25 protein-coding genes and 3 tRNA genes are annotated in these 22,806 nt (G+C 60.4%); 14 read left to right on the top strand and 14 right to left on the bottom strand.

The genetic code is table 11. The annotated features are described in order from the left end of the window. Positions 1-2: 2 nt before the first annotated feature. The 4 genes from HMPREF2967_RS00755 to HMPREF2967_RS00740 all read left to right on the top strand — a co-directional run bounded on the left by HMPREF2967_RS00755 (position 3) and on the right by HMPREF2967_RS00740 (position 3,141). Positions 3-545, top strand: coding sequence for an RNA polymerase sigma factor (locus HMPREF2967_RS00755; RefSeq protein ID WP_070533756.1), 543 nt, complete (start codon positions 3-5; stop codon positions 543-545). A gap of 88 nt (positions 546-633) precedes the next feature. Further along, on the top strand, positions 634-1,560 hold the full coding sequence (trxB, locus tag HMPREF2967_RS00750; protein WP_070521911.1) for a thioredoxin-disulfide reductase: 927 nt from the start codon (positions 634-636) through the stop codon (positions 1,558-1,560). A gap of 7 nt (positions 1,561-1,567) precedes the next feature. After that, entirely contained in the window at positions 1,568-1,891 is a 324-nt protein-coding gene (gene trxA, locus HMPREF2967_RS00745; RefSeq protein WP_070533604.1) for a thioredoxin, read from the top strand. A 65-nt stretch (positions 1,892-1,956) separates the two neighbouring features. Then, positions 1,957-3,141 carry an N-acetylmuramoyl-L-alanine amidase gene (locus tag HMPREF2967_RS00740; protein ID WP_070684530.1) on the top strand — a complete coding sequence of 395 codons (1,185 nt, stop codon included), beginning with the start codon at positions 1,957-1,959 and terminating at the stop codon, positions 3,139-3,141. Positions 3,142-3,146: 5 nt separating this feature from the next. On the opposite strand, the gene HMPREF2967_RS00735 is transcribed toward HMPREF2967_RS00740, so the two are convergent. From HMPREF2967_RS00735 to rpmH, 8 genes are read right to left on the bottom strand one after another with little or no spacing between them, the layout of a single operon-like run. Continuing rightward, entirely contained in the window at positions 3,147-3,722 is a 576-nt protein-coding gene (locus HMPREF2967_RS00735) for a hypothetical protein (RefSeq protein ID WP_070521920.1), read from the bottom strand. 6 nt (positions 3,723-3,728) lie between these two features. After that, the gene (locus HMPREF2967_RS00730) at positions 3,729-4,784 is read right to left on the bottom strand and encodes a ParB/RepB/Spo0J family partition protein (protein WP_070521924.1); all 1,056 of its coding nucleotides are present in this window, start codon (positions 4,782-4,784) and stop codon (positions 3,729-3,731) included. Between the two features lie 6 nt (positions 4,785-4,790). Then, positions 4,791-5,639: a ParA family protein gene (locus HMPREF2967_RS00725; protein WP_070684528.1), complete on the bottom strand. Its 849-nt coding sequence runs from the start codon at positions 5,637-5,639 to the stop codon at positions 4,791-4,793. Positions 5,640-5,649: 10 nt separating this feature from the next. Further along, entirely contained in the window at positions 5,650-6,279 is a 630-nt protein-coding gene (gene rsmG / locus HMPREF2967_RS00720; protein WP_070684526.1) for a 16S rRNA (guanine(527)-N(7))-methyltransferase RsmG, read from the bottom strand. Positions 6,280-6,302: 23 nt separating this feature from the next. After that, on the bottom strand, positions 6,303-7,289 hold the full coding sequence (gene yidC, locus HMPREF2967_RS00715) for a membrane protein insertase YidC (protein ID WP_070533594.1): 987 nt from the start codon (positions 7,287-7,289) through the stop codon (positions 6,303-6,305). A gap of 9 nt (positions 7,290-7,298) precedes the next feature. Beyond that, positions 7,299-7,577 (bottom strand): membrane protein insertion efficiency factor YidD, encoded by a 279-nt coding sequence (yidD, locus tag HMPREF2967_RS12645; RefSeq protein WP_070444526.1) that lies wholly within the window; start codon positions 7,575-7,577, stop codon positions 7,299-7,301. Beyond that, positions 7,565-7,933 (bottom strand): ribonuclease P protein component, encoded by a 369-nt coding sequence (rnpA, locus tag HMPREF2967_RS00710; RefSeq protein ID WP_070533590.1) that lies wholly within the window; start codon positions 7,931-7,933, stop codon positions 7,565-7,567. The genes yidD and rnpA overlap by 13 nt, the downstream gene beginning before the upstream one ends. 3 nt (positions 7,934-7,936) lie before the next feature. Then, positions 7,937-8,080, bottom strand: a complete 144-nt coding sequence (rpmH, locus tag HMPREF2967_RS00705) for a 50S ribosomal protein L34 (protein WP_003847033.1) — start codon at positions 8,078-8,080, stop codon at positions 7,937-7,939. Positions 8,081-8,879: 799 nt separating this feature from the next. Here rpmH and dnaA point away from each other — a divergent pair. From dnaA to gyrB, 5 genes are all read left to right on the top strand, one after another. After that, entirely contained in the window at positions 8,880-10,511 is a 1,632-nt protein-coding gene (dnaA, locus tag HMPREF2967_RS00700) for a chromosomal replication initiator protein DnaA (RefSeq protein ID WP_070533588.1), read from the top strand. 575 nt (positions 10,512-11,086) lie between these two features. Continuing rightward, on the top strand, positions 11,087-12,268 hold the full coding sequence (gene dnaN / locus HMPREF2967_RS00695; protein WP_070533586.1) for a DNA polymerase III subunit beta: 1,182 nt from the start codon (positions 11,087-11,089) through the stop codon (positions 12,266-12,268). A gap of 5 nt (positions 12,269-12,273) precedes the next feature. After that, positions 12,274-13,452: a DNA replication/repair protein RecF gene (gene recF, locus HMPREF2967_RS00690; protein WP_070533584.1), complete on the top strand. Its 1,179-nt coding sequence runs from the start codon at positions 12,274-12,276 to the stop codon at positions 13,450-13,452. Next, complete coding sequence (locus HMPREF2967_RS00685) at positions 13,445-13,987, top strand: DciA family protein (protein WP_070563706.1); 543 nt, start codon at positions 13,445-13,447, stop codon at positions 13,985-13,987. Before recF ends, HMPREF2967_RS00685 begins: the two co-directional genes overlap by 8 nt. Positions 13,988-14,117: 130 nt before the next feature. Next, positions 14,118-16,169, top strand: coding sequence for a DNA topoisomerase (ATP-hydrolyzing) subunit B (gyrB, locus tag HMPREF2967_RS00680; RefSeq protein ID WP_070521954.1), 2,052 nt, complete (start codon positions 14,118-14,120; stop codon positions 16,167-16,169). Between the two features lie 73 nt (positions 16,170-16,242). On the opposite strand, the gene HMPREF2967_RS00675 is transcribed toward gyrB, so the two are convergent. The 4 genes from HMPREF2967_RS00675 to HMPREF2967_RS00660 are packed head-to-tail and all read right to left on the bottom strand — an operon-like array spanning position 16,243 to position 17,675. Next, a complete protein-coding gene (locus tag HMPREF2967_RS00675; RefSeq protein WP_070533582.1) occupies positions 16,243-16,689 on the bottom strand; it encodes a DUF6918 family protein in 447 nt (148 codons plus the stop codon). Positions 16,690-16,699: 10 nt separating this feature from the next. After that, positions 16,700-17,146 carry a hypothetical protein gene (locus HMPREF2967_RS00670; RefSeq protein ID WP_070524948.1) on the bottom strand — a complete coding sequence of 149 codons (447 nt, stop codon included), beginning with the start codon at positions 17,144-17,146 and terminating at the stop codon, positions 16,700-16,702. Between the two features lie 50 nt (positions 17,147-17,196). Beyond that, on the bottom strand, positions 17,197-17,457 hold the full coding sequence (locus tag HMPREF2967_RS00665; RefSeq protein WP_070563712.1) for a cell filamentation protein Fic: 261 nt from the start codon (positions 17,455-17,457) through the stop codon (positions 17,197-17,199). Further along, positions 17,454-17,675: a CopG family transcriptional regulator gene (locus HMPREF2967_RS00660; protein ID WP_070533755.1), complete on the bottom strand. Its 222-nt coding sequence runs from the start codon at positions 17,673-17,675 to the stop codon at positions 17,454-17,456. Before HMPREF2967_RS00660 ends, HMPREF2967_RS00665 begins: the two co-directional genes overlap by 4 nt. 79 nt (positions 17,676-17,754) lie before the next feature. Between HMPREF2967_RS00660 and gyrA the strand changes: the two genes are divergently transcribed. From gyrA to HMPREF2967_RS00640, 4 genes are all read left to right on the top strand, one after another. Then, positions 17,755-20,343 carry a DNA gyrase subunit A gene (gyrA, locus tag HMPREF2967_RS00655; RefSeq protein ID WP_070684524.1) on the top strand — a complete coding sequence of 863 codons (2,589 nt, stop codon included), beginning with the start codon at positions 17,755-17,757 and terminating at the stop codon, positions 20,341-20,343. Between the two features lie 3 nt (positions 20,344-20,346). Continuing rightward, a complete protein-coding gene (locus HMPREF2967_RS00650) occupies positions 20,347-20,694 on the top strand; it encodes a DUF3566 domain-containing protein (protein ID WP_070521969.1) in 348 nt (115 codons plus the stop codon). An 87-nt stretch (positions 20,695-20,781) separates the two neighbouring features. After that, a tRNA-Ile gene (locus HMPREF2967_RS00645) sits at positions 20,782-20,858 on the top strand. A gap of 9 nt (positions 20,859-20,867) precedes the next feature. Beyond that, positions 20,868-20,940: transfer RNA gene (locus HMPREF2967_RS00640), tRNA-Ala, on the top strand. A 194-nt stretch (positions 20,941-21,134) separates the two neighbouring features. Here the strand turns inward: HMPREF2967_RS00640 and HMPREF2967_RS00635 are convergent. After that, positions 21,135-22,013 carry a polysaccharide deacetylase family protein gene (locus HMPREF2967_RS00635; RefSeq protein WP_070562169.1) on the bottom strand — a complete coding sequence of 293 codons (879 nt, stop codon included), beginning with the start codon at positions 22,011-22,013 and terminating at the stop codon, positions 21,135-21,137. Between the two features lie 171 nt (positions 22,014-22,184). On the opposite strand from HMPREF2967_RS00635, the gene HMPREF2967_RS00630 reads away from it, so the two are divergent. Next, positions 22,185-22,257 (top strand) — tRNA-Ala (locus tag HMPREF2967_RS00630). 43 nt (positions 22,258-22,300) lie between these two features. Here HMPREF2967_RS00630 and HMPREF2967_RS00625 read toward each other — a convergent pair. Then, positions 22,301-22,792, bottom strand: a complete 492-nt coding sequence (locus tag HMPREF2967_RS00625; RefSeq protein ID WP_070684522.1) for a GNAT family N-acetyltransferase — start codon at positions 22,790-22,792, stop codon at positions 22,301-22,303. Between the last annotated feature and the right edge of the window lie 14 nt (positions 22,793-22,806).

Here is a 22,806-nt window from a genome sequence, read left to right as displayed (position 1 = left end):
TCTTGTCAGCTCAGCCGACCGATCGTGAACTCGTCGACGCCTTCATTGGCGGAGATACTAAGGCCTTTTCGGCAATCGTCGAGAAGCACCGTGCGCGCCTGACGGCCATGGCACGGCGCTACACGCGCAACGATGATGATGCGCAGGACATCGTGCAGGAGGCACTGCTCAAGGCCAGCTGCAACATGGCCTCCTACCGGCACGATGCCACGCTGAGCACATGGCTGCACCGCCTGGTGATGAACTCCGGCTATGACTTCCTCAACCATCGCTCCAACCGAGAGAACGCCTCCCTGGATGCGGAGATCATTGAGGATGACCGCAACTACGCACTCGCGCACAATCCCAGTGAGAACTTGGCGGAACGCATCACGGTGGCCCAAGCGATGGAGACGTTGCGCGAGGACCAGCGAGAAGCGCTGTACCTGACCGATGTTGCAGGCTATCCCATCGATGCGGTGGCCAAAGTGCAGGGCGTTGCGCCAGGCACGGTGAAGTCGCGGCGAGCCCGGGCTCGGCAAGTGCTGCGTGCGGCGATAGACTGAGGCCGAGTAGAATCACACTATCTTTCGCGCGATGTGCGCGAACATGAATCAGATTCTGTCCAAGAATTGTCGTCTCAAGGGAGTTTTTGTGACCATCCACGATGTCGCCATCGTCGGCTCCGGCCCCGCCGGCTACACCGCAGCACTCTACGCAGCACGTGCCGAGCTCAATCCCATCGTCTTCGAGGGCTTTGAATACGGCGGCGAACTCATGAACACCACCGAGGTAGAGAACTACCCGGGCTTCCAGAAGGGCATCATGGGCCCAGAGCTCATGGAAGAAATGCGCGCCCAGGCCATCCGCTTCGGTGCGGACCTGCGCATGGAGGTTGTCGATTCCGTCGAACTCGAGGGCGAGGTGAAGAAGCTGCACGTCGGTGACGAGGTCTTTGAGGCCCGCACCGTCATCCTCGCCACCGGTGCAGCGCCGCGCTACCTGGGCATTCCGGGTGAATCCGAGCTCGCTGGACGCGGCGTATCCGCCTGCGCCACCTGCGATGGCTTCTTCTTCAAGGGCCACAACATTGCCGTCGTCGGCGGCGGCGATTCCGCCATGGAGGAGGCCACCTTCCTCACCAAGTTCGCCGAAACCGTAACGATCATCCACCGCTCCGAGAACTTCCGCGCCTCCAAGATCATGCTGGAGCGCGCCAAGGAGAACCCACAGATCAAGTGGCTGACCAATACCACCGTTGAGCGCGTCCTGGATAAGGACGGCAAGGTTGGCGGCCTGGAGGTCAAGAACGCCCTAACCGGCGAAACCAGCGAACTCGATGTCACCGCCATGTTTGTGGCGATTGGCCATGACCCGCGCTCCGGCTTCCTCGAGGGCCAGGTGGCCACCAATGAGGCTGGCTACGTTGTCGTGGAGCAGCCTTCGACTAAGACCTCGCTGCCCGGTGTCTTCGCCTGCGGCGACTTGGTGGATGACCACTACCAGCAGGCCATCACCGCGGCTGGCTCCGGCTGCCGCGCGGCCATTGATGCGGAACATTTCCTCGCCGATAACCGTTAATAGTCACATGAGCAACATTAAGAACGTCACTACTGATTCCTTCCGCGCGGACGTCGTGGAGGCAGGCAAGCCCGTCGTCGTGGACTTCTGGGCTGAATGGTGTGGGCCGTGCAAGAAGTTGTCCCCGATCCTCGAAGAGGTGGCCGAAGAACTCGGTGACGACGTCTCCGTAGTCAAGGTCAACGTGGACGAGGAGCGCACCCTGGGTGCCATGTTCCAGATCATGTCCATCCCATCCGTGCTGATTTTCAAGAATGGTGAGAAGGTCGATGAGTTCGTCGGCCTGCGTTCCAAGGCCGACATCGTGGCGCAGATAAAGAAACAGCTCTAACTGGTATTCTTTAACTCGTTGATGGCGCACTGCGGTGCGCCTCCTTGATCACGAAAGGGGTAGGTGTGAACCGCGTTTTACGTGTAGGTGACCAGAGCGTTCGGGTCGCCGAAGCACGCGCAACCCTTGCCCGCCTCGGCCTGATGACTGACTACCAGGGGACGTTGTCCGACTGGAAGAAGCAAAAGTACTCCGAAGCCGATAAGCACTTTGATAGCGATTTAGCTGAGGTCCTCAAGGCCTTCCAGCAATCCCGCGGCATCGTGCCTAGCGGCGATATTGATGACCTCACTCTGCGCGAGCTACGCCAGGCTTCCTACACGCTGGGCGCCCGCGTTCTGGCCTATGAACCGGGCAACGTGCAGGTGGGCGATGACGTAGCACAGCTCCAAGAACAACTGCAGGAGCTTGGCTTCTACCAAGAACGCATCGATGGCCATTTCGGTGCCCGCACCTACGCGGCGCTGGCGGAATACCAACTCAACTCTGGCCTGCGCAGTGACGGGATCTGTGGCCCTGCCACCATTAACGCCCTCAACCTGCTGGGTCGGCGTATCACTGGCGGCTCGGCGCACAATATCCAGGAACGCGAGCGCGTGCGCAATGCCGGGCCGAAGCTGGCCGGCAAGCGCGTTGTGATCGACCCCAGCCTGGGTGGCCTCAACAAGGGCCGCACGGTCAGGGGACGCTTTGGCAACATCACGGAAGAGGAGATCCTCTGGGACTTGGCCGAGCGTGTTGCCGGGCGCATGATCGCCGCCGGCATGGAGACCATCATCTCCCGCCCGCGCAACGATGACCCATCGATTCGTGACCGCGCGGACATGGCCAATGCATTCGACGCCGACCTGGTTATTTCACTGGCGTGCGATGAATACCCCACGGAGAAAGCCAACGGCGTAGCCACCTTCTACTTTGGGTCGGAATCCGGCAACTCTTCCCTCATCGGTGAGACGCTCTCCGGCTTCATCCAGCGTGAGATCGTTGCCCGGACCGAGCTGGGTAACTGCCGCAACCACGGCCGCACGTGGGCGTTGTTGCGCCTGACGCAAATGCCGGTGGTGCAGGTCGTGCTGGGTTACCTGACCAGCCCCAAGGACGTGGCAATCCTGACCAACCCGGACCGCCGCGATGACATCGCCGAGGCCATCGTCGTCTCCGTCAAGCGCCTCTACCTCTTGGACGAGGATACCGCCGTGACTGGCACCTATCGCTTCGACGAGCTGCTGCGCGCCGAGCGCTCTTCCTAAAGGGCTTAGGCCAAAGCGCGGGCGAGGAGGTCCTCCACCGCGGCTGCGGTCAGCAGGTCGAAAGCTGGTGGAAGCTCGAGGCGCAGGCGTGGGGTAATAGGGTGATCGCGCACCACCATGAAACCGGCGGACTCCAGCGTCTCCACAGGTAATAGGCCTATGCGAGCGGGTTTCTCGCGGAGGAGCTCTTCGGCCTGGCGGGCATCACGAAAGCCAAAGGCCTCAACGGCGCTAGCCTCGCGTGAGGTGAGGTGCATGATGGTGGCGTCGAGAAGCACTGCTTCCAAGCCCTTCGCCGCGCGGTGCGGCTTTACAAATAGCGAAGTCACCAGGACCGCATCCTCCGAGACGGGGGAAGTGGGCAGCTTGGCCACACCGGGGGCAAGCTCAGGCGGACAGAAGAGGAGCGTGGCCTCATCGCCCACGGTAAAACCGCACTCGCCGCAGCGCAGCAGGGTGGCGCTGATCCATGCCTCCTTTTCAAATGCAGGGTCAGCGACCGTGGTTTTCAGCTCCCAAAAAATGGATCGGGCCGCCAAGGGGTTGATAGCAACACCTTCCTTGACGGCCTGAACGAGCATGGCGAGCTAGCTGCCTTCTTTGCCCTCAATGAGCGCTAGGATGCGCTCGAAATCCTCCTGGTCACCGAATTCGACGACCATCTTGCCCTTGCGCTTGCCCATGGTGACGGTGACCTTGGTGTCGAAGCGATCAGCCAAGCGCTCGGCGGAGTCCGTAAAGAACTGCGGCTGCGGGGCAGCGGGCTTCTTGGTTGGCTCGGCTGGCTTGCCATCGCGCTTGTACAGGGTGACGGCTTCCTCGGTGGCTCGCACAGAAAGGCCCTCGGCCACGACGCGATTGGCAATGAGCTCCATGGCCTCTGCATCCGGCAAACCCAGCAACGCGCGGGCGTGACCGCCCGATAACGTACCCGCGGCAACGCGCTTCTGCACGTCCACCGGCAGCTTGAGCAGGCGGATCATGTTGGTCACCTGCGGGCGCGAGCGACCAATGCGGTCAGCCAACTCATTTTGGGTAACCCCAAATTCTTCAAGAAGCTGCTGATAGGCGTGTGCTTCTTCCAACGGGTTGAGCTGCACGCGGTGGATATTCTCCAGCAGAGCGTCCCGCAGGAGGTCATCATCCTTGGTATCGCGGACGATAGCCGGGATGGTGGCCAGGCCCGCCTTGGAAGAGGCGCGCCAGCGGCGCTCACCCATGATGAGCTCGAAGCCGCCCTCCTCGGAAGGCCGGACCACGACCGGCTGCAACAGACCGAATTCCTTGATGGAGTGGACCAGCTCGGCCAGGTCATCCTCGTCGAAGACAGTACGCGGCTGCTTCGGGTTGGGCATGATGTCACCGACGGAAATCTCGCGGTAAGTCGCACCAATCACCGAAGGCTTGGCCTGACGCTTCTTCGAACCCGAGGATTGCTGGATAGTGGGCGCACCCTGCACCCTTTTCGTGCCGGCATCCTTAGGAGCGCCGGTGGACGCACCGAGAATGATATCTGCGGCGGAATCTCCCAAGCGTGGCTTGCGGGAGGGCGCACCCGGGCCGGACGGGATGAGCGCGGCCAAGCCCTTGCCCAAACCGCCCTGGCGCTGCTCCGGCTTGTGGTCTGCCTTCTTATCTGCCACGGTGTCCTATCCTTCCAATTCCGCGAAAATCTCTGGGCTCACGCCAATGGCACCCGTGGTGGGGTGCGGCGTGTAGTCCCCGCGCTTATCCAACTCGCGTGCGGCGGCGGCGTAGGCGCGGGCGCCTGTCGACGACGGGTCATAAGCGATAACCGTCTTACCATAACCCGGCGCCTCCGAAACGCGAACGGAGCGCGGGATGACGTTGCCTAAGACGACGGCGCCGAACTGCTCGCGCACTTCATTGGCCACCTGCTCTGCCAGCTTGGTGCGGGCGTCGAACATGGTGAGCAGCACGCCGGAGATGTGCAGATCCTCGTTGAGGTGCTCACGGATCATGGAGATATTTCCCAGCAGCTGGCCCACGCCCTCCAGGGCGTAGTACTCGCACTGGATGGGGATAATGACTTCTTCTGCGCACGTCATCGCATTGATGGTGAGCAGGCCCAGGGAAGGCGGGCAGTCGATAAAAACGTACTCAAAGCCAAGCTCTTCGAGGAAGCCGTTGTGTAGGGCGTCATAGAGGCGAAACTCGCGACGAACCAGGGAGACCATTTCAATCTCCGCGCCGGCGAGGTCGATGGTGGCTGGAATGCAGTAGAGGTTTTCATCGTCGGGAGAGTGCTGCATCGCATCCTCCGCGCTGCAGTCACCCAACAAAACCTCATAGCTAGATTTGGTGCCGGAGGTGTGCTCCGCGCCCACCGCGGTGGAGGCATTGCCCTGCGGGTCCAAGTCGATCACCAGGACCTTCTTGCCGGCCTCAGCGAGCGCGGCGGCAAGGTTGACGGCGGAGGTGGTTTTACCCACGCCACCCTTCTGGTTCGCGATGGTGATAAGACGAGGATGAGTCATGCCGTCTACTTTAGTTCACGCGCGGGACACGGATAATGGTGGTGCCGTGGATGGTCATGACCTCGGCTTTTCCGCCACCGGCGCGCTTGATGTCGGCTGCGTCGCGCTCCAGCTCCTCGTGCACCGAGGAACCCTTGAGAGCGATCATCTCTCCGCCCTTGCGAACCAGCGGCAGGGACCACTTGGCCAGCTTGCCCAACGGGGCCACCGCGCGGGAGGTCACGATGTCCGCGCCCTTGACGGCCTTCTTCACCGGGCCTTCCTCGGCGCGGCCGCGGATGACGGTGACGTTATCCAGCCCCAGCAGATCGACGACCTCGTTGAGGTAGGTCGAGCGCTTCAGCAGCGGCTCGATGAGGGTGATTGTCAGATCAGGGCGTGCGATGACGAGCGGGATGCCGGGCAGGCCGGCGCCACTACCGACGTCGATAAGCGTGGCGCCCTGCGGCATTACCTCCGCGACCACGGCGCAGTTAATGAGGTGGCGCTCCCACAGGCGCGGGACCTCGCGGGGGCCTATAAAACCACGGGTGGACCCGTCCGTAGCCAGCGAATCGTGGTATTTCTGCGCGAGCGGCAGACGCGATCCGAAGACGTCAGACGGGTCCAGTGGCACAGTGTCGGACACAGATTCAGTCACTGTGAAAACTCCTGGGATACGTTCTAGTTGTTCTTGCGGCGCTGCTTCTTAGAGCGGTGATCCTTCTTGCGTGCGCCCGGCTTCGGGGCAGAAGTGCGCTTGAGCTCAGCCTTGGCGGCTGCCTCTTCTTCTTCCTCCCGGTCCATCTTGGCGTAGACAATGCGGGTTTGGAAGAAGGTCCACACGGTGTTGGCCAGCATGTAGAAGAGCAGGCCGATGGGCCAGATGAAGCCAGAGAACACCAGCATTGCCGGCATAAACCACAGCATCATCTTGTTCATCATGGCCATCTGCTGCTGCATCATCTCCGCGTTCTGACCCTGCGGGGTAGCGGTCTTGCCGGCCGCGCGGCGCGCCTCCTGGCGGTTCAGCGTCATGCGGGCGTTGAAGTGCGTCAACGTCGCAATGATGGCGATGAGCGGCACGATGATGAAGGCCGCCTGTGCGGTGGTGGTTTCCTTAACAATCTCCAGACCGGAGTTGAGGCGCAGGTTCGCCACAAGCGGGACACCGAAGATCTTGGCGTCTACGAACTGCTTCACCAGCTCAGGTTTGAAGATGTAGTTCGCAATGGAGGCGTTCATCTCCTCCGACATTGCTTCACCCGCCGGGTGCCCGATGCCACCGGCGACGGCAACAGTGCGGTCAAAGGAGCGCAGCACGTGGAACAGACCAATGAACATGGGGATCTGCGCGAACATCGGCAGGCAGCCCGCCACCGGACGAACGCCGGCTTCCTTGTAGATGCGCTGCATCTCTTGGGCAGCCTTGGTCTGGTCATTGGCGTACTTGGTGCGCAGTTCCTGAATTTGCGGCTGGATCTCCTGCATCTTGCGTGAAGAGCGCAGCTGCGTGATGGTCGGCTTGACCATGATGGCCTTGAGCGTCCACGTCAGAAGAACGATGGCGATGATCCAGGTTCCGCCCCATGCGGAATCAAGGACGAAGCTCAAGAGCCAATGCCAGAACCACAAGACGGCTGAAATTGGCCAATAAATGAAATTAAGCACGAGAGTTGTTTACCTCAGTTGTTGTTTGGTCGGTACCGGATCAAACCCGCCCGGGTGCCAGGGACCGCACTTGCATAACCTGGCGAGGGCCATGCCCGTCCCCTTAAAGGCTCCATGGATGGAGATGGCTTCGAGGGCATAGGCACTGCACGTCGGTTCAAAACGACAGGTGGAGACCATCTTAAGGCCTGACAAGTGCTTTTGGTAGAAGCGCACCCCGTGAACTAGGACTCTCCCGAACCCGCGGGCTTCAGGAATTTCCTCTCCTTGAGAGTTCAGATATCCCATGTGCTTAGCGCTTTGCGGATATCACGCTCAAGGCGCTCACTGGTGGCACTACCGCTAGCGGGCAAGGCGCGGATAACAATGTCAACATTGGCAGGCAATACTGTCCCGTTGACGCCTTCGCGCATGAGGGACATGCACACATGACGAAGCCGCCGGGAGGTGCGGTGGCGAACCACGGCATTCCCGACGGCCTTCGACACGATGAGGCCGAACCGCGGCCCAGTGGCCGCGATGTCGTCTTCACCGTCGTTAAAGCGCAAATGCACGACGACAGTGCGCGTGCCCGCCCGGCGCCCGCCCTTGATGGTCCTCCGAAATTGCCTCGGGGACGTGAGCTTGTGCTGGGCTGGAAGCATGAATTAAGCGGTGAGCTTAGCGCGACCCTTCTTGCGACGAGCGGCGACGATGGCGCGGCCGGCGCGGGTGCTCATGCGGGTACGGAAGCCGTGCTTACGAGCGCGACGACGGTTGTTCGGCTGGAAGGTACGCTTACCCTTTGCCACGATTAACTCCTTGAAGTTGTTGGTGGATGGCACAGCCACACGCCGGTGAGGGCGGTGGGCATAAACATCCACTGATGAATGGTGTACGTGGGGATGTGGCTTCGCACGTGAAGCGCCGTGAGGCGTGGCGAGGCATTCCCACATGCAACATGTGCACCATGCACTGTTGCGATAGACCATCACAGGTTACGTGACAGATAGTGCGCGAAACAAATCGACACACTGGGTGTCCCCGAAATTACAAAGATGTTTTTATCCGCAGCTAGAACGCCACTTTTTGCCCACATGCTGCGCGGCAAGCGCCCCCTCTCGCCGTTCTTGCGCCGCGCTTGGCGCCACCGTGCCGAGCGCGCATAAAAGTGCGTTAGACAGCGCCCCCATAACGCGGTACAACTGAGGAATCGAATTCCACAGTCACCCACAGGGTGTGGATAACTCTCAATGAAGACTTGAGACTTTTGCTGTTTATGCAGGTTAACTGCATTGAGGAGCCGATGTACAGTTATCCACAGCTATGAGATAGGCTGTGGATAAACCACCTATCCACACTTGTGGATAACTTTGTGGATTCCGAGGTTACACACCAAAACATCGTGTGGAATCTTCGGTGGAAATTACAACTTCATGTGATTTCTCATCCTGTATCTCTCCTCATCCATCCGTCCATCCCCGATCCCCAACCCACAGTCACGCAGTAAATACTCAGCTCCCAAAGCCTCTTCTTCAGGGAACCGAGTAGGTGTGGCCGGCCCCGGCCGATGACACCGCGTGAACTGTAACTACACAGAAGGTAGGCGTTTTGTCTGATCCGCAAGCAGCCCTCCGGGCCAGCTGGAAAGCTGTGGTCAGTGATTTACTGGCTCAGTCCGAACAACCAAGTTCGGACGTACCCAATTTCTCCCATAGCCAGCGCCTCAATCTTCAACTTGTAGAACCCATCATGATCGGTGATGGCTACGCGCTGATCGCCGCCCCGCACGAGAACGCCAAGAATGTCATCGAGGCCGAGCTGGGGGAGTACATCACCCGCACCTTGTCGCAGCATATGGGGCGCCCTTGTTCTTTGGCCGTGACTATTGCGGCTCCGCCACAGCCGGCTCACGAGGAAACGCCTGAAGCGCCCGCACCCCAGCGCCCCATCCAAACCGAGGCGCCCGAGCACGGCATGGGGCACCAGGCACAGGGTTTCCAGCAGCCCATGCCGCCCACGCCACCTACTCAGCCAGAGACGCCAAGCCACCATCAACCGCGCTCCTGGGACACTGCGCATTCTCCGGCCAGCTTGGATGAGTTGGCACAGCACTACAGCGATCAGCAAAGCAGCGTTCCGAGTGGCTACCCCGAGGCAACCGGGCCGCGCATCCCGCGCGAGGAACCGGCGCACAACCCGAACCGCGAAAAGTCCCTCAACCCGAAGCACACTTTTGAAAACTTCGTCATCGGGTCCTCCAACCGTTTTGCCAACGGCGCCGCCGTGGCCGTGGCCGAAAACCCCGCCCGCGCCTATAACCCTCTCTTCATTTGGGGCGGCTCCGGCTTGGGCAAAACCCACCTTTTGCACGCGGCCGGTAATTACGCCCAGGTCCTGCATCCGGGTCTGCGCGTGAAGTACGTTTCCTCGGAGGAATTCACCAACGACTACATCAATTCCCTGCGTGATGACCGCCAGGAATCCTTCAAGCGCCGCTACCGCAACCTGGACATCCTCATGGTCGATGACATCCAGTTCCTCGAAGGTAAGGAGTCCACGCAGGAGGAGTTCTTCCACACCTTCAATGCGCTGCACCAGGCCAATAAACAGATCATTTTGTCCTCCGATCGCCCTCCGAAACAGCTGACCACGCTGGAGGATCGCCTGCGCACACGCTTCGAGGGAGGACTGATTACGGATATTCAGCCGCCAGACCTGGAAACGCGCATCGCCATCCTCATGAAGAAGGCCTCCGCGGACGGCACCGACGTCGATCGCTCGGTCCTCGAGCTCATCGCCTCTCGCTTCGAATCCTCGATCCGCGAGCTGGAGGGCGCGCTCATCCGTGTTTCTGCGTATTCTTCCCTGGTCAATGAACCGATCAGTTTGGAGATGGCGGAGATTGCCCTGCATGATCTAGCCCCGGACTCTGCGGATCGCCAGATCACCGCGGCGGCCATCATCGAGGTCACAGCGGATTACTTCGACATCGACGTGGATACCCTGCGCGGTTCTGGTAAGAAGCGCGCCGTCGCCCACGCCCGCCAGCTGGCCATGTATCTGTGCCGCGAGCTCACAGAGCTTTCCCTGCCGAAGATTGGTGATCAATTCGGCGGCAAGGACCACACCACCGTCATCTATGCGGACCGCAAGATCCGTAAGGAGATGACTGAGAACCGCAACACGTACGACGAGATCCAGGCCCTAACCCAACGCGTGAAGAACCACAACCAGCGCTAGCACCACGCAGCGCTTGGCGACGCCCCTGCCCACCTCCCGCAATTTCCTCCCCGCGGGCGTGGGTAGGGGCGTCTTTGCTATCCACCCAAAAGTTATCCACACCGTTATTCACAGCTGTGTAATTTCATTGTTGTAATTTGTAGATCCTTATCACGTTTTCTTCTTCCACAGCAGATCAGAAGGGTCATCGCCCTTGTGATTAACTCTGTGATCAGCGCAGACAGATCTGGGGATGAATTGTGGATAACTTTGACCCGACCCAGTTACTCACATTTCTTGTCATTTGATCACAGTGATCCCACACCCTGACTCACAGATCGTTTCACCGTGAAGAGCTTGGCTTTTAGCGGGTTGTCCACAGATCCCACAGCGCTTATTACTACTCCTATTTTGTTTTCTCCCTAACCAAGAAGAAAAAGGATGTGTGTGATTCGTCGGCGCCCTGCACGGTCGCGCGCTTGAATCGCAAAGCACGGAAGGTGAATGACAAAATCCTGTGCTTCGGCACCGATCCTGTAAGTTGGAGTGAGCTTGCAAGAATCTTCCATCCGCAACTAGAGGAGCGTCTCACCATCATGGAGCAGTCCGTGTCATTTCGCGTTGCCAAAGATGATCTCGCTAACGCCGTAGCGTGGGTCGCGCGCAGCCTTCCTTCGAAGGTCACCCAACCAGTACTGCGCGCCATGCTGATCACCGCGGATGACAATGGTTTGGAATTCACCGGCTTCGACTACGAGGTTTCCACCCGCGTGCGCATCGCCGGCATGGTGGATGAGCCGGGACGCATCGCAGTGGCCGGTAAGTTGCTCTCTGACATCGTTGCTTCCTTGCCCAACAAGGAAATCGAGATGACGCAGGAGGATAACAAGGTTCTGTTGACCTGTGGTTCTTCGCGCTTCGAGCTGCCGCTCATCCCGCTGGATGATTACCCCCAACTCCCTGTCCTGCCGGAGGTCACCGGCACCATTAACCCGCAGCTCTTCGTCGAAGCCATCAGCCAGGTCGTTGCCGCGGCCGGCAAGGATGACACGCTGCCGATGCTCACCGGCGTGCACATTGACATCAATGGTTCTCACGTGGAAATGACGGCAACGGACCGCTTCCGCCTGGCCATGCGCACCTTCGAGTGGGAGCCGGTATCTCCTGACGTCCAGGCCAAGCTCCTCGTCCCGGCCAAGACGTTGCAGGAGACCGGCCGTTCCTTGGACACGCACCTCAACATCCCGGTTGAAATCGCCGTGGGCACTGGTGAGAACATCGCTGCGGAAGGCCTGTTCGGCCTGCATGCGGATAACCGCGAGACCACCACCCGCATGCTGGACGCGGATTTCCCCAACGTTGCACCCTTGCTGCCCAAGACCCACAGCGCTATGGCCAGCATTGAGGTTGCTCCGCTCCAGGAAGCCATTCGCCGCGTCTCGTTGTTGACGGATCGCAATGCGCAGATCCGCATGGAATTCCGCGAGGGCGAGGTGACCTTGGCAGCCGGTGCTGATTCCGGCCGCGCCAGCGAGTCCTTGCCTTGTGCTTTCAACGGCCGTGAGGACTTCGTCATCGCCTTCAACCCGTCCTACCTCAAGGATGGATTGGCCGTGGTCCACACGGACCGCGTGGTCTTTGGCTTTACCGAGCCTTCGCGGCCTGCGATCATGATTCCGGAGCCGGAGGAGCTACCAGCGGCCAACGAGGACGGCTCGTTCCCGACTCCGGAGACTCATTTCACCTACCTGCTGATGCCAGTGCGCTTGCCAGGCTAGGCCGTATGTACATTCGCGATCTCGATGTCAGGGACTTCCGCTCCTGGCCCGAGCTCACCCTCAGGCTGAAACCGGGGATCACCCTGTTTGTCGGCCGCAACGGTTTCGGCAAGACCAATATCGTCGAGGCCATCGGGTATACCGCGCATCTTTCTTCGCACCGTGTGGCCCACGATGCCCCCCTCGTGCGCCACGGCGCGCACAATGCCCGCATCTCCGCCACCGCGGTGAACCAGGGCAGAGAGCTCACCGCGCACTTGCTCATCAAACCCCACGCGGCCAACCAGGCGCAGATCAACCGCACGCGCCTGAAGTCCCCGCGCGAGTTACTTGGCGTGGTGAAAACCGTGTTGTTTTCCCCGGAGGATTTGTCCCTCGTGCGCGGCGAACCTGCAGCACGCCGCCAGTATTTGGATGACATCATTGCCTCCCGCACGCCACGCCTGGCGGGAGTGAAAGCTGATTATGACAAGGTCCTGAAGCAGCGCAATGCCTTGTTGAAGTCGGCGTCGCCAAGCTTGCGCCGGGGCTACAGCGACAGTGACGGTGCCTCGGCGCTGGCCACTCTCGACGTGTGGGATACGCAGCTGTCTTCCCTCGGCGCGCAGGTGATTCAGGCACGCCTAGCGCTTGTCGACGAACTCCGCGAGCACATTCCCGCCGCTTATGCCGGGCTCGCCCCGGAGTCGCGACCGGCCGCCATTGACTACAAATCCACCGTGGACATCTCAGACCGCGAGGTTATCGAGGCCATGATGCTCACCGAGCTTGCCACGAAGCGTCAACGAGAGATCGAACGCGGCATCTCGCTCGTTGGCCCGCACCGCGACGATCTGGTGCTCAACCTTGGCACGAGCCCCGCCAAGGGCTTTGCCAGCCACGGCGAGACCTGGTCCTATGCCATCTCCTTGCGGCTGGCGGAGTTCAACCTGCTGCGCCAAGACGGCACTGATCCGATTCTCATCCTTGATGATGTCTTCGCCGAGCTCGATGCGAAAAGGCGCGAAAAGCTCGTTCACCTCGCCGCGGGTGCGGAGCAGGTGCTCATTACTGCGGCGGTGGATGAGGATTTGCCTGGAAATTTGCAGCCCATTGAACGCTTTACGGTCACAGTGCGCGACACCGACGAGGGCCGAATCTCCGAGATCACTCCGTATACGGCGGGCGGTGACGAGGATGACTGAGCAGGACTTCGATCCGGTCAAGGCGCTCTTCGAGCGCACGCGAAGTAATTCCAAGAACCCGCCGAAGCTCAACAAGCCGGCTCCCAAGATGAACCTGACGCCGACTCCTTCGGAGCAACAGCCAACGCCGTATCGGCGTGGCCGGCCGAGCGGACCCGATGGCCGCCGCCGGCGCCGCAGCCTCGAGATCCCTAGCCTCGGCGCACAGATTCAACGAGAGATTGGCAAACGCGGCTGGGAACACGAATTGGCTCATGGTTGGGTCATGGGCAATTGGGAAAACCTTGTCGGCGAGCGCATCGCCGCGCATACGCAGCCGCTCACCATCAAGGACCAGGTTGTCTACGTGGCGTGTGATTCCTCCAGCTGGGCCACCGAGCTGCGTTACTTGCAGCGCCCCATTTTGCAGAAGATTGCTGATCGCCTCGGCCCGGACGTGGTGGTTAAGCTGCACATTCAGGGCCCCAAGCAGCACCGCAACTATGAGGGCCGCCAATGGGTCAAGCCGCAAGGTTCGCAAGATACGTATGGCTGATTTTGGGTGACCGCGAAATTCACGCAAATTTGGGGCTCTCACGGGCGTGCAGTGCCCTTGCGTGGGGGGACACAGTGTAGAATGGCTAGAGTCTTAGATTTAGCTCTAGCCAAAAGGAGAACACGAATCCGTGGCTGAACAACACGCATATGATGCGGGGTCAATCACAATTCTGGAGGGCCTCGAAGCCGTCCGTAAGCGCCCCGGCATGTACATCGGTTCTACCGGTGCCCGTGGCCTGCACCACCTGATCTGGGAGATCGTTGACAACTCCGTCGATGAGGCGATGGCGGGCTTTGCCGACAAGGTCATCGTCACCCTCCGCGAAGACGGCGGCATCGAAGTTATCGATAACGGCCGTGGTATCCCGGTGGAGATGCACGCCTCTGGCGTTCCCACCGTCCAGGTGGTCATGACCCAGCTGCATGCCGGCGGTAAGTTCGACTCCGAATCCTATGCCGTTTCCGGCGGCCTCCACGGCGTGGGTATCTCTGTGGTCAACGCTTTGTCCACTCGCGTCGAGGCAGACATCAAGCGCGACGGCAAGCACTGGTACCAGAACTTCAACAACGCCATCCCGGATGAACTCGTGGAAGGCGATAATGCTCGCGGTACTGGTACCACCATCCGTTTCTGGCCGGATCCGGAGATCTTTGAGACCGTCGAGTTTAATTACGACACGATCGCTCGCCGCCTGCAGGAGATGGCCTTCCTGAACAAGGGCCTGACCATCGTGCTGCGCGATGAGCGCGCCATCTCTAAGGAACAGGCCGAACTGGAGGAGATCGCCGAGGCTGGCGATGCCCCAGTGAGCCTGAGCAGCTTGGATGAGAAGGGGGAGTCCACTGAGGCTGCCGACGGTGACGAAGACCAGGCGTCCAAGAAAAAGAAGAAGGAAGTCACCTACCACTACCCAAACGGTCTGCAGGACTATGTTGAGCACCTCAACAAGAACAAGACCGCCATCCACCCCACCATCGTTGCCTTCGACGTTAAGGGTGAGGACCATGAGGTGGAAATCGCGCTGCAGTGGAACCAGGGCTACAAGCAGTCCGTCCACACCTTCGCCAACACCATTAATACTCACGAAGGCGGAACGCACGAGGAAGGCTTCCGCGCGGCGCTGACCTCCCTGATGAACCGCTATGCCAAGGAGCACAAGCTCCTCAAGGAAAAGGATGGCAACCTTTCCGGCGAAGATTGCCGCGAAGGCCTTGCCGCCGTCATTTCCGTCAAGGTTGGGGATCCGCAGTTCGAAGGCCAGACCAAGACGAAGCTGGGTAACTCGGAGATTCGAGGATTTGTCCAGCGTTCCGTTAACGAGCACCTCAACGATTGGTTCGATGCCAACCCGGCTGAGGCCAAGGTCATCATCAACAAGGCCGTGTCCTCTGCGCACGCCCGCGTGGCGGCGCGAAAGGCGCGCGAATTGGTACGCCGTAAGTCCGCCGGTGACCTCGGTGGCCTTCCGGGTAAGTTGGCGGATTGCCGTTCCAAGGACTCGAAGCTTTCTGAGCTCTACATCGTGGAGGGTGACTCCGCAGGTGGTTCCGCCAAGGGCGGCCGCGATTCCATGTTCCAGGCCATCCTGCCGCTGCGCGGCAAGATCCTCAACGTGGAAAAGGCCCGCATGGACAAGGTGCTCAAGAACGCTGAGGTTCAGGCCATCATCACGGCCCTGGGCACCGGCATCCACGAAGAATTCGACATTTCCAAGCTGCGCTATGACAAGATCGTGCTCATGGCCGATGCTGACGTGGACGGCCAACACATCGCTACGCTGCTGCTGACCCTGCTCTTCCGTTTCATGCCGCAGCTGGTTGAGGATGGCCACGTCTTCCTGGCTAACCCGCCGCTGTACAAGCTGAAGTGGGGCAAGGGCCAGCCGGGCTACGCCTTCTCCGACGCCGAGCGTGACAAGCTGCTTGCTGAGGGCCTGGAGCAGGGACGCAAGATCAACAAGGATGACGGCATCCAGCGCTACAAGGGTCTGGGTGAGATGAACGCCTCCGAGTTGTGGGAGACCACCCTGGATCCGACCACCCGCGTGCTTCGCCGTGTGGATTTGGAGGACGCCCAGCGCGCCGACGAGCTCTTCTCCATCCTCATGGGTGATGACGTGTCTGCTCGCCGCTCCTTCATTACCCGCCGCGCGAAGGACGTACGCTTCCTCGACGTCTAAACGCTAGGTCAAAACCCGCAAAGACCAGCACCTCATATGAGGTGCTGGTCTTATTTCGTCGTTAAGCAGGCGCTTAAACAGTAGTCATATGGCGCTGCAGAACGCTGCCGATGGTCGCGACGTTGGGCTCCAGAATCGAGGAGGCCTTGCCACGCAGGGACTTGTAGGTGCGGGCGATGCCAGGCGCGTTCACATTCTCCGCGGCCTTGTCCGCGGTTGCCATGATGGCGGCGGTAATCTCAGCGCTGCGCCCTTCCAGGTAGGTGCCGAAGTCGGACTGCTCAGAGCCTTCGAATTCCTTCCAGTAGGAATCCAGGCTATTGAGTAGTTCCGGAAGCATGTGGTTGATTCCCTTGGACAAGACCTTAGAATCTGCCTTCTTGGCAGCGCCTAAAGCGCCTTTGAAGGCCATTCCGGAAATGCCGGAGAGCGAAGAGACGGTGTCATCGGCGGCCGTGGCCAAGTCCGCCACTACGGCGTTGCGGGTAGGGGATTGGAGAAGCTGGGTGAGGTTTGTCATACAGGCGAGCTTACTGTGCCGGTGCGGTGGATCCCGCCTTGAGCGCGGCGAGCTGGTCAGCAATCTCCGGGAAGCCATTGGTGCGGGCCAGGCGCTCGAGGTCGAAGTCGAGGCCACCTTCGTAGAGGCGGCTGTTCTCAGAAGAACCGGAGGAGCCGGCCATCCCGATCTGGGCGGCAAACTCGTCTACCTGGGCGCGCAGTGCCGGGACGTTATCCACTACTAGCTTGAGCAGTGCCGCTGCGGCGGCGATGCTACCGCCGATGATGAGCGTCATGTCGATCGGGGTGGAGCCGGTGAGGGAGGAGCCGGCTTCGCCCTGCTCGAAGTCGGGGTTGAGGTTGTTCTGCCAGTCATTGTCGGCGGTCTTAGCGCTCGCAGCCGGCGTTGCGGCGGTGGCGAGGGTGGTAGCCACGACACCGGCGGCGAGGAACTTCTTCAAAGACTTCGAGGGCATAGGGGGATTCCTTCCTGCAAGGGAATAGAGACTTCTATATCATGTTTAACTTACATAACTTCTGCAACAGAAAGATAGACCTCGGCGCAAAATCGCGCGAATTCTTCATTCTTTCCGCTGAGCGCGGGGACAGAACGCAAGACTGTCTCCAGTGATTCCGCCGCCGCATCGCGGTTGCCATGAACGGCAATTCCCTCAATGGTGGCCGTGCTCGCGGCGGCCGCGGCGGCTAGTGCGGCGAAATTACTAATCCGTACCCGATGGGCTCGACAAAACTCACGGGCGATGAGGAGCAGTTGTTCCACGTTCACTGGCGTGCGCCTCGGGCCTGGCGGATCTCCGCTTCTAATTCTGAACGCCCAGGCAGCAGCCGGCGCGCGGTGTCCTGTACGGCGGCATCGGTGAGGGTTCGCGCAGCCGCCGCAACAACGGCGCGGACCACCGCCTCGTGCTTGGAGGTTCCTTGCGCGGAAGCCAACAAGGTCAGCGCATGGTCTTGGTCCGGGGTCAGGCGCAGCGTCATAGCCATAGAGGACATGGTATCACGGTGATACCACAGCTGTGCCACAAACGGCCTTATACGGCCCTAGAAGGTAGGATAGGGCGTTATGAGCGACAATAACGGTGATCTTTTCGATCGCATCCAACCAATTGACATCAATGAGGAGATGGAGTCGAGCTACATCGACTACGCCATGTCCGTCATTGTCGGCCGCGCCCTGCCAGAGGTGCGTGACGGTCTTAAGCCTGTCCACCGCCGCATCCTCTACGCCATGTATGACTCCGGCTACCGCCCGGATCGCGGCTACGTAAAGTCCGCCCGCCCGGTCTCGGACACGATGGGCCAGTTCCACCCGCACGGTGACTCCGCTATCTACGACACCCTCGTGCGCCTAGCCCAGCCGTGGAACATGCGCTACCCGCTGGTCGACGGCCAGGGTAACTTCGGCTCCCGCGGTAATGACGGCCCGGCAGCTATGCGTTATACCGAGTGCCGTATGACGCCGCTGGCCATGGAGATGGTGCGTGATATCCGCGAAAACACCGTCGACTTTGCGCCGAACTATGACGGCAAGACGCAGGAGCCGACTATCCTGCCCTCCCGCGTTCCGAACCTGCTGATGAACGGCTCCGGCGGTATCGCCGTCGGTATGGCCACCAATATCCCGCCGCACAACCTCAACGAGTTGGCGGAGGCTATTTATTGGCTGCTGGATAACCCGAATGCTTCTGAGGAAGAAGCCTTGGCTGCGTGCATGGAGCGCGTCAAGGGTCCAGATTTCCCGACTGCGGGCCTCATTGTGGGCGACCAAGGCATCAAGGATGCCTACACCACCGGCCGCGGCTCCATCCGTATGCGTGGTGTGACCTCCATTGAGGAGGTGGGCAACCGTCAGACCATCGTGATCACTGAGCTGCCCTACCAGGTCAACCCGGATAACATGATCTCCAACATCGCGGAGTCCGTGGTCAACGGCAAGATCGCCGGAATCGCCAAGATCGAGGACGAGTCCTCTGACCGCGTGGGTATGCGCATCGTGGTCACCCTCAAGCGTGACGCCGTGGCTCGCGTGGTGCTCAATAACCTGTACAAGCACTCTCAGCTGCAGACCTCCTTCGGCGCGAACATGCTCTCCATCGTCGATGGCGTGCCGCGCACCCTGCGCCTCGATCAGATGCTGGGCTACTACGTTGCTCACCAGATCGAGGTCATCGTCCGCCGTACCCAGTTCCGCCTGGATGAGGCGGAGAAGCGCGCCCACATCTTGCGCGGCTTGGTTAAGGCGCTCGACATGCTCGATGAGGTCATCGCGCTGATCCGCCGTTCCCCGACGGTGGAGGAGGCACGTGACGGCCTGATGCAGCTTCTCGGCGTCGACGAGATCCAGGCCGATGCCATCCTGGCCATGCGTTTGCGCCGCCTGGCTGCCCTGGAACGTCAAAAGATCATTGATGAGTTGGCGGAGATCGAGGAGATCATCGCGGACCTCAAGGACATCCTGGCCCGCGAGGAGCGCCAGCGTCAGATCGTCCACGATGAGCTGGAGGAGATCGTCGAAAAGTACGGCGATGAGCGCCGTACCCAGATCGTCGCCGCTTCCGGTGACGTGTCCGATGAAGACCTCATTGCCCGCGAGAATGTCGTTGTCACCATCACCGCTACCGGTTACGCCAAGCGCACCAAGGTGGATGCCTACAAGGCACAGAAGCGCGGTGGTAAGGGCGTGCGCGGCGCGGAGCTCAAGCAGGACGATATTGTCAAGAACTTCTTCGTCTGCTCCACGCACGACTGGATCCTGTTCTTCACCAACTTCGGCCGCGTCTACCGCCTCAAGGCCTACGAGCTTCCGGAGGCAGGCCGCACCGCCCGCGGCCAGCACGTGGCCAACCTGCTGGAGTTCCAGCCGGAGGAGAAGATCGCCCAGGTCATCCAGATTCAGTCCTATGAGGACGCTCCTTACCTCGTCCTTGCTACCCAGCAGGGCCGCGTGAAGAAGTCCCGCCTCACCGACTACGAATCCGCACGCTCCGCTGGGCTCATCGCCATCAACCTCAACGAGGGCGATGCGCTGATCGGTGCCCAGCTGGTCAACGAGGGCGATGACATCCTGCTCACCTCTGAGCAGGGCCAGGCCATCCGCTTTACTGCCGACGACGACCAGCTCCGCCCAATGGGCCGCGCTACCGCTGGTGTGAAGGGTATGCGCTTCCGCGGCGATGACCAGCTGCTGTCCATGTCTGTGGTCAACGACGGTCAGTTCCTCCTGGTTGCCACCTCCGGCGGCTACGGCAAGCGCACGGCCATCGAAGAGTACACCCCGCAGGGCCGCGGCGGCCTGGGCGTGATGACCTTCAAGTACACCCCGAAGCGCGGCAAGCTCATTGCGGCTATCGCCGTGGACGAGGATGACGAGATCTTCGCCATCACCTCCGCCGGCGGCGTGGTGCGCACTGAGGTCAACCAGATTCGCCCGAGCTCCCGCGCCACCATGGGCGTGCGTTTGGTTAACCTGGCTGACGACGTCGAACTGCTGGCCATCGACCGCAACGTGGAGGACGACGGCGAGGAGAATGCCCAGGCAGTGGCCAAGGGTGAGAAGTCCGTGGAGGACGTCAAGCCTGAGCACCTCAAGCTTGGGGAAGACTCCAAGCAGGACGAAGCTGAAAGCAAGGATGCCGATAAGGACGAGGAGTAACCCATGATTGGACGAGAGCTTCACCTAGCCCGGATTTCGCCCATGTCGGCGTTCCGCGTTGGCTTGGCCATGTCCCTCGTCGGCCTCGTCGCCTGGATCATCGCCGTGTGCCTGTTGTATCTCGGCCTTGACCAGGCGGGCATCTGGGATTCCTTCAATAGCCTCGTCGGCGGTGTTGGCGGCGGCTTTGAGGTCTCCTTCGGGTTGGTCGTCTCCGCGGCCGCACTGTTTGGTGCCATCATCGCTGTGCTGATGACCATCCTGGCGCCGCTTCTGGCGGTGATCTACAACGCCATCGTGGACGTCTTCGGTGGATTCAAGATTCGCCTCCAAGACGAACCGCATAACTAGCGAATATCACCGAGAAAAACTACATATGACCAGGCGATTTGTAATAGATCGCCGGTCCTATGTAGAGTAACTACTCGTTCCGGTCAAGGGCCTATAGCTCAGTCGGTTAGAGCGCATCGCTGATAACGATGAGGTCGCTGGTTCGATTCCAGCTAGGCCCACCACGGAACAATGGGGCATTAGCTCAATTGGTAGAGCATCTGCTTTGCAAGCAGAAGGTCAGGAGTTCGATTCTCCTATGCTCCACAGCATAAGTGGAAGGCGCCCGGCGGAAACGCTGGGCGCTTTTCGCGTTCGGCCAAACTGGTCACACAGGGGCGGGTTAAAGGACCAAACTAAAGGCACCATATGGAGACCTCCGACCCGAAAACACCAGGTAGATGGATATGGAAATCTGCATAAGGTGCCTTTAGTTTGGTCCCAGAACAGGCTGCTGTGCGCTAGCGGGTGAGGTATTGCTTTCCCGCCTGCGGATTGGGGATGAGGCGGTCGAGGCTCACCGGTTCCAGGCCCTTCGCGCGCAGGCCGTCGATGACGCAGTCTGCGGCCCCTACGGTTGTGGCGTGAATGTCGTGCATGAGGACGATGGAGCCGGGCTGCGCCCCGCTGACTGCGGCCTCACAGACGTGCTCGGAATTGCGGTCCTTCCAATCCACGGTGTCGACGGACCACAGGGCCTGTGCCTGGCCATTAGCCTTCGCAGCGGCGTCCACGGTGCCGTTGGTGGCACCGTACGGGGGACGCATCCACCGCGGGTTCTCACCCGTTGCTGCCTTGATTGCCGCGGCCCCGGCCTTGATCTCGCCGTCCACGTCGCTGGGGGAGAGCTTGTTGAGCTCGCGGTGGGATGCGGTGTGGTTTCCCACGGTGTGGCCCTCAGCCTTCATACGGCGCAGCAGATCCGGGTGCGCGGTGGCACTGGGAGCCAAGACCATGAAGCTGGCGTGGGCGTCCTTGGCCTTCAGGGTGTCGAGGAGCTGAGCGGTCAACTCGCCGGGGCCATCGTCATAGGTGATGGCCACGCAGTTGGAGCAGGTGGCATCAGCAACCGACTGCGACTGCTGTTTGCCGGTCGGCGCGGGCTTCGCAGCCGGCCGCGAGGAGCCGGCAAAGACAGGACTATTTTGAAGCTCCTTGGGAAGAGCATCGTAGGCGTCGTGCTCTAGTTGTTGGATGTCCTTCTGGACGTCGGGGAGCTGTGGCAACGTCGGCTGTTGAATCACCGGCTGGGGAAGCTCCACGGCAGCAGCGGCGCCAGGCAGGGCCGTGGCTGCTGCAAGGGCGATGAGGGAGCGGACAAGAACACTTTTTCGGCGCATGACAACCTTCCACAGACTTTCTTAAGACGCTTTATTGTCTGTCCGGTGAAGGTGGATTATCCCTAGTGACACGCAACTAGAGTGAAAGAAGTTAACTCCTGAGGTTTCGCTAGGCCCGTAATAGGGGTGATTTCGTTGCTTTTACCGAGAGGAGTACGCTCTACAGGTATTGGGGCATTAGCTCAGTTGGTAGAGCGTTGCGTTCGCAATGCAAAGGTCAGGGGTTCGATTCCCCTATGCTCCACAGGGCGCTCACACAGTGAGCGCCCTTTAGCTTTTCGCTTAACTTAGTCGACATCCTTGAAGCGCTTGACCAGGACGATGTGCCCGCTTCTCTCGCTCACCGGCTCAAAGCCAAGGTGCAGGTAAAGGCGGTGGGCGCGGTCGTTGTCTTTAGCCACTGACAGCGAGATACCTGGGGCGCCCATCTCGCGGGCGAGTTCGGTGGCGGCGTCGATAAGCATGGTGCCCACTCCCTGGCTGCGGAAGCGAGGTTCCACAGCTAGAGCAAGCTCTGGGATGCCTTCAATAACGTGGCCGAAACCATGGCGCTCAGCTGTGCCCCAATTTAGCCACACGCCACCGGCAGGGACGTGGCCCTCCCAGGCGATGAAACCTCCGCGGGAAGGCTCCCAACCGCCGAGGTAATAATCAAAACCTTCCTCGAAGCCCGCGGGGAGTTCCTTGTGCTCATCGCCGAAGGTATCGGCAAGAAAGTTAATACGGGCGAGGTAGGTGCGGTCAGCTTCGGTGAGGGAAAGAAGATGCATAGCTTCCATGGTAGGACGCGGCG

The organism is Corynebacterium sp. HMSC059E07 (assembly GCF_001814395.1).
In the GTDB taxonomy this organism is placed as follows: domain Bacteria; phylum Actinomycetota; class Actinomycetes; order Mycobacteriales; family Mycobacteriaceae; genus Corynebacterium; species Corynebacterium hesseae.
Note: the sequence above shows the minus strand (reverse complement) of the source record. Positions and strands in the feature narration are given on the sequence as shown.